Raw genomic sequence first — 6,534 nt, 5'->3', positions numbered from 1 at the left:
CTGCCCTGGTAGGCGTCTTGTGAAATGCGCAGCACCAGCGTGTCGGAGCCGGAGCCAAGCGTCGTCTGTACCGGCGCAGGTGCCGTGGGCGTTGGTAGAGGCGGCGTAGCGATGTCGATGCGGACACCCTGGGTCGGAGTCCAGATCGGCATGCCGGCCTGGTCATAAATTGCGTTACCCTGACCAGGCTGGTTATAGGCGGCCAGTCGTCCATAGCCGTAGCCATAAAAGACTACCCCGTCGGACGGCAGGGTGGACGCAAAGTGGATTTTCAGCGTGTCGGCAGAAAGCACTTCAACCCTGTCGGCGACGGCGACGCCCCCTGAACCTCGCACAGACCAACCGACCCCAGCCGCAGCATCCGGGTCCAGAGCAGCAAAGCCCGCCGAGCGATCCTGCGTCACCTTGACCAACAGCGTGTTCGCGTCCTGCAGCTTGGCGGTCACCACTTTGGGTCCGTCCTCTGCGAGGTTTCCTCCGGCCAACGCCACGGGCGAGTTTGGGCGAGCATACTCGGCCCACTCCTCCGCCAAGGACCGCGCCAAGCGCTGAGCGGTTTGCACGGTGTCCTGTCTGGACATGTGCGCGGCGCCATAGTTGAGGCTGTTGGTTTCCGATGGAAATTTATAGCTCATGTCGATGTCGAGGGCGCGCGCACCCACCAAAGCACCGAAAGACGCGTCGGCGGAAAGCTTCTCCATACCCAGGCGAATGGCCTGGGTCGCAGCGTTGGAAGCCGTGTTGAACGGAATGGCGCTGACGAAAACATAGGGGCTGTGTGCGGCATCATGGCCGAGACCTTGGCGCACCCAAGCCGCATCAGCGCGAACCGCGCTCTCCCACTCCGTCGTCGTCAGTGCTCCATTCAGGCTGTCATACTCACTGTGCAGCCAGACAACAGCAGTCTCCGTCGCTTGCGAATGCGGGTTTTTGGCGATGTAGTTAAGCAAGCTTTGCTCGTGCGAGAGAGCCTGCCAATTCCCATTTGTGCCGCGTTGTACCCAATCGCCGATGAAGGCGGTACCTGCGTAAACCGTCTGCTGCCCGGGCGTGTACCAATCAGCCCTGAGATGAACGCGGTCATTCACGCCGTCGAAGCCCAGCAATCGTTGGACTTCGGCAGTAAGGGTGCTAGCGCCAATGCCGCTGAAGTCGTTGCTCAGGAAAAGAAAGGCGTTCGACTGCCCACGCAGGAGTACGTCTAATTCCACGCCCATTCCTCCCCTATCATTTGCTGCCCGCGTAGGTGGGTCGGCACCTTCGAGGTCCGCAACCACCGCCACGCCAACCTGGGCAGAGGGCAAAACGATCCGTCCCGGTGTGGACGGCACGCCCCGAAAAAACAAAACAAGCCAAGTATTTATGATGGCTTTCTCACATTTTTCAGGTCTTTTACGATAATGCAAGCTTTTTCATGGAATGAGTGCTTTATGTGAATATAATGATATATACGGACCCGTAATTTCGCGAGGCCAGTCACACACTCTATTTCGTATACCGATGGCAAAGTGGGGCTTCATACCATTCCCAGGTGGTCACCCCGCTGTGGGTGCGGCTCCCTTGGCCTCAAGGGTCGGTGGCAATCTGCTGGGTTCTGTCAGGCCTCGCCCCGGGCGGCTTGATGGCTGCCAGGGTGCCGCAGGTAAGATCTGGAGCCTTGAAGCGGGACCAGGGATGGGCTGCGTGGCTTGTGGTGCTGCTGTGACGGCGCGGCCGGAACGCACCACCCGAGGCTACCGCTGGTTCCGCTGCCAAGGTTGCGGCAAGCGGTACGACGAGCGCAGCGGCGGAGGATAAAACACACTCGGTACTCCTCAGGCGTCATTGCCCTCGCAGAGCTTTGGCTGCTGCGCTCGTGGCTGACCTTGCACAACACCATCCCATGTGAGGTCTCGTTAGGCCGCAATCCGCCTTGCCACCTACTCATGCAAGAAACTCCCGAAACGGGCCGGCAGCTACGCAATCACAACCGTCATGCCCGATCAGAGGCGGTGGATCATGAAGAATCTTCAAGCTAACAGACAGCTGGAACGGCCGCAGGAAAATGTTTTGACTTAGGAATTTAAACGTAATTCTTGTGTCTAGGAACCGTTTATAATTTTCCGTATCAGCAATATATAATACATTCAATGCTTGTAGTTGGTAATCTTTATCGCTTAGACGGGCGCCACCGGCGCGACAAGCCGGACCGGGATTGGCCGTTGCCACCCGGACATCGTCAGCTGCGGAGCCAGGAGAAGGACCATCTCCGGCTGCGGCCCGGCGCGACCGCAGAGTCGCCGGGCTTCACCTCCGCGGCGTGTTTCCATTTGGGGGTTGCAGAGTATGGCTGGGACTTTCGTCGAGAGCTTCGACAACGGGGTAGGTGCGCTGAATCACGTTTGGGGCAATGCTGAAATCGACACCAGCACCAAGGGTGAGGTGACGGTCACCGGCCCCGGCGGGTTCATGCAGCGTCCGCATGGCGAGTCCGCGGGTCATGGCTACGGAACCTACACGGTCGTCGCCTCTATCGAGGGTAATGCCAAGGGGCCGGCGGCGCTGCTTTGGCCGGGCGATGACGTGTGGCCGGGGCCAGAATACGACATCCTCGAGGTCATCAACGGCAAGCCCTACGGCACCGTGCATTACAGGGGCGGCAACGGCGGCGACGGCTATTCCAGCGTATTCTACGACGACATCGACGAGAGCCAGGTCCACACCTATACGCTCGATTGGCAACCCGGCAGCATCACCTATGCCGTCGACGGCAAGACGATGGGTACGGTCACCAAGAACGTCGGCACCGACCACGCGCATGGCGGCGTCAACGAGGTTTTCGGCCTGATGAACACTAACTGGCACACCTCGATGACGGTCTATGAGGTGTCCTACACGCCGATGGGGCAGGACAGCGGCGCCCCCTCCGCCAATGCCGCACCAAGCGACGCAGCGGCCGGGACGGAGGCAACCGACTGGTACGCGCTGGCCGCTATTGCCACGGCGAATTATGAAGCTACGGGCATGTGGTTCATCTAAACCACATGCAGCGCCCCGGGGTCCGCCCCGGGGCGTTTGCGACTGAGCCCGACTTTGGCCGCTCAGGCCGCACGGTAAAGAGCATAGGCTGTGCATTCGCGGGGGCTGGTGGGAAATTTGCGGCACCGGCCGACTGCCAGGAGGTGGGCGGCGCGGCACCGGCCAGGATCGGCGGCGACCGGAAACCCCTGCTGGCGCGGCATGAAGCCCTGCTGCACGAGTTTACCACGGCCAAGCCGGGCATCACCCTGGCCTAGATCAAGGCGGAACTGACCGGCCGCAGCATCCAGGCGGGCTTCCTGGCCACCATCTGGTCGACGCTGCGCCGGCTGGGCTTACGGCACAAAAAAGTCGCTACGAGCCGCAGAGCAGGATCGGCCTGGACATTGCCGACCGGCGCCGCCAAGGGCCGGTACGGCAGCGCTACATGGATCCGGCGCGCTTCGTGTTCCTTGACGAGGCCGGCGCCTCCACCGACATGGTGCGCCGCTACGGTTGGGGGCCGCGAGACGAGCGCCCGGTGGATGCCGCGCCACATGGTCATTGGACGACCACTACCTTTGTCACCGGCCTGCGTAGCAGCGGCTTCGTCGTATCGCTGGTGCTGGACAGACCGATGACCGGCGAAGCTGTCGCGCCCATGTCGAGCAGTTCCTCGTACCCACGCTGGCACCCGGCGACGTAGTGGTGATGGACTACCTCATGGCCCATAAGGTGGCCGGCGTGCAGCAGGCTATTCAGGCAAAGGTCTGCGTCGGCAGCGCCTGCCGTCACCCATTTTGGCGTGGCGGTCGCCGCCCGCGGTGGTAGGCCCTGCTCCGTGCCGAGAAGCATGTGAGGCCACCCTGGTGATCACACGCTGCGAACGCTTCGCCGTTTGGAATGACACCGTCCACCGCATCCGATGCCGCATCGAGAAAATCTTCGGCACCTGGAAGCGCAGCTGTGGGTTGCGCCGCATGCGATGGCGAGGATTGGCCAAGGTTATCTGCAGGTCTACCTCACCGCCATCGCCTGCGATCTCCGCTGCTCACCCACACTGCCCAGCAATCCACCAACAGCATGAGCTGAGCAGACTCCCAAGCAGTCCATCCAGCATCGCCTTCGATCAGTCGAGCTCAGCGGTCGCACTCAGCCATACAGCGCGCCTCAAGCGCAGTCTTCGCACAGGTTTCGTAAGGCCCGGCACCGCGCCTGCTGCGGCCGCTTATCCGGCGCCGCCGTCCCGCGCCGCGTCCAGGATCGCGGCATTGTCCTGGCCGAGCGACGGCGCCGCCGTGCGGGGCCGCGGCCGCTCCCGGTCGAAGGAAACCGGCAGGCCGACGACGCGCATCCCCGTCCCCGGCACCTCCCTCAGCAGGTCCATCGCGGCCAGCTGCGGCGTCGCCGCCAGCTCCGCCAGGTCGTTCACCGGGGCGCAGGGCACCCCGGCCGCGGTGAAGGCCGCCATCCAATGGTCGCGCCCCTGTGCCAGCAGCACCGGGCGAATGGCCTCCACCAGCGAGGCCCGGTTGGCGGTGCGGTCCCGCCCGGTGCGGAAGCGCGGATCCTCGGCCCATTCCGGATGGCCGGCGGCACGGGCGAACTTCACCCAGAGCCGCTGGTTGCCGGCGGCGATGCAGACCGGCCGGTCTGCCGTCTCGAAGAGCTGGTAGGGCACCAGGTTGGGGCTGCCGGTGCCGTGGCGGGGCGGCAGCGTCCCGCTGGCGAGGTAGCCGTTCAGCGGCGTCTCCACCAGGGCGACCGCGCTCTCGAACAGCGAGGTATCGACGACGCAGCCCCGGCCGGTGGCATCGCGCTGCCTGAGCGCGGCCAGCGCCCCGATCACGCACCACATCGCGGTCGACTTGTCGTTGATCGCCGCCCCGGCGAAGGTCGGGGGATCATCCGGCCCGCCGGTCACGCTCATCATGGCGCCATAGGCCTGCAGCAGCGGGTCGAAGCCCGGCGCCAGCCGCAGCGGCCCGGTGTAGCCGAAGGCCCAGATCGAGCAGTAGATCAGCCGCGGATTGGCCGCGAGCATCGCCTCCGGCCCGATGCCCAGCCCCTCGACCACGCCGGGACGCAGGTTCTGGATGAGGATGTCGGCATCCTGCGCCAGCCTCCTGAGCTGCGCCACGTCGGCGGGGGATTTCAGGTCCAGCGTCACCCCGCGCTTGCCGCGGTTGTAGGCGTGGAAGCTGAGGCCGGTCTCGCCGACCCAGGGTGGGCCCCACAGCCGGGCATCGTCGCCGCCCTTCGGCTTCTCCACCTTGATCACCTCGGCGCCGAGATCGGCCAGGATGACGCCGGCCAGCGGCGCCGCCACCGCCTGGCCGACCTCGATCACCTTCAGCCCGGCGAGCGGCGTCGTGCCCATGGCTCAGACTCCCGCCAGGGCGGCGAGGCGCTCGGCCGGGATGCCCACCTCGGCCGCCGCGGCGCAGAGCTCCGCCCAGGTCGGGTCAGGTATCGGAATGCCGTCGCGCCGGCGTTCGGCCCTGGTGATCCGCTCCTTCTCGCCGGCGACCAGCACCGGAGGCCCGTCGCCTGGCGCGGCCGTCTTCACATGCGCGACCATGGCGGCGGTCTCGGCCCGGAACGCCTCGAGGTCGCCGAAGCGGGCCGGGTCGAGGACCAGGGCGAGCATGCCGTTGACGATGCCGCGGTCGTTCGGCGTGGCCGGCTGGTTGGTGCCGCCGCCGGTGAGCGCGCCGGCCAGGATCTCACACATAAGGGCGAGACCCGATCCCTTGTGCAGGCCGAAGGGCAGCAGCGCGCCGCGCGGGCCGTCGCCATACATCACGCCGGGGTCGGTGGTCGGGCGTCCGGCATGGTCGACGAGGCTGCCCTCCGGCACCGGGCGGCCGGCGGCATGGGCCACGCGGACCTTGCCGATGGCGAGCGCGCTGGTGGCAAAGTCGAGGATCAGCGGATGCCCGCCCGGCGCCACGGCGGGGACCGCGATGCAGATGGGGTTGGTGCCGAAGCGCGCCTCGCTGCCGCCGAAGGGCGCCACCACCGGTGGGCCGGAGACGGCGTTGACGAAATGGAGCGACAGCATCCCCGCCGCCACGGCCTGGTCGCCATAGGCGCCGATGCGGCCGAGATGGTGGACGTTGCGCAGCGCCAGCAGCCCGAGGCCGGTGTCGCGCGCGGAAGCGATGGCGAGGTCCATGGCCTGTCGCCCGACAACCTGGCCGAAGCCCATGCCGCCATCCGCGACGATGATCGCGCCGGTCTGCTGCACCACCTGCACCGCGGCGTTGGGCACCAGCTTGCCGGCCAGCACGTTCAGCACGTAGCGCGGCGCGAGCTGGACGCCGTGGCTGTCATGGCCCTGCAGGTTCGCCTCCAGCAGGTCCGCCGCGACGATCCCGGCGCTGGCCGGGTCGGTCCCCGCCGCCTGCAGCATCTGGGCAATGGCTGCCTGCAGCCGCTCCGCCTGGATAAGCATGGATGACGCTCCCCCGATGCCGGCCCACGATGGCGGCCTGTCTTGGGTGCGACGGTAGGCAGGCGGGGGAGGCAGGGTCA

General features: G+C 65.8%; 5 protein-coding genes and 1 pseudogene. 3 read left to right on the top strand and 3 right to left on the bottom strand.

The annotated features are described in order from the left end of the window. The coding region (locus JMJ56_RS23570) for a hypothetical protein (RefSeq protein WP_236038338.1) at positions 1–1,211 on the bottom strand (1,211 nt) is incomplete at its 3' end. Positions 1,212–2,325: 1,114 nt separating this feature from the next. On the opposite strand from JMJ56_RS23570, the gene JMJ56_RS23565 reads away from it, so the two are divergent. From JMJ56_RS23565 to JMJ56_RS35375, 3 genes and pseudogenes are all read left to right on the top strand, one after another. Then, positions 2,326–3,018, top strand: a complete 693-nt coding sequence (locus JMJ56_RS23565) for a family 16 glycosylhydrolase (protein ID WP_202834221.1) — start codon at positions 2,326–2,328, stop codon at positions 3,016–3,018. A gap of 427 nt (positions 3,019–3,445) precedes the next feature. After that, positions 3,446–3,703: a transposase gene (locus JMJ56_RS23560; RefSeq protein ID WP_202834220.1), complete on the top strand. Its 258-nt coding sequence runs from the start codon at positions 3,446–3,448 to the stop codon at positions 3,701–3,703. A 118-nt stretch (positions 3,704–3,821) separates the two neighbouring features. Beyond that, positions 3,822–3,953, top strand: a pseudogene (locus JMJ56_RS35375) (hypothetical protein); the annotation flags it as partial. A 272-nt stretch (positions 3,954–4,225) separates the two neighbouring features. Here the strand turns inward: JMJ56_RS35375 and JMJ56_RS23550 are convergent. Both JMJ56_RS23550 and JMJ56_RS23545 read right to left on the bottom strand, forming a co-directional pair. Then, on the bottom strand, positions 4,226–5,377 hold the full coding sequence (locus JMJ56_RS23550; RefSeq protein ID WP_202834219.1) for a CaiB/BaiF CoA transferase family protein: 1,152 nt from the start codon (positions 5,375–5,377) through the stop codon (positions 4,226–4,228). A gap of 3 nt (positions 5,378–5,380) precedes the next feature. Continuing rightward, positions 5,381–6,454, bottom strand: a complete 1,074-nt coding sequence (locus JMJ56_RS23545) for a malate/lactate/ureidoglycolate dehydrogenase (RefSeq protein WP_202834218.1) — start codon at positions 6,452–6,454, stop codon at positions 5,381–5,383. Positions 6,455–6,534: the final 80 nt, after the last annotated feature.

Origin of the sequence: Belnapia arida, from assembly GCF_016773205.1 — a bacterium.
GTDB classification, from domain to species: domain Bacteria; phylum Pseudomonadota; class Alphaproteobacteria; order Acetobacterales; family Acetobacteraceae; genus Belnapia; species Belnapia arida.
Note: the sequence above shows the minus strand (reverse complement) of the source record. Positions and strands in the feature narration are given on the sequence as shown.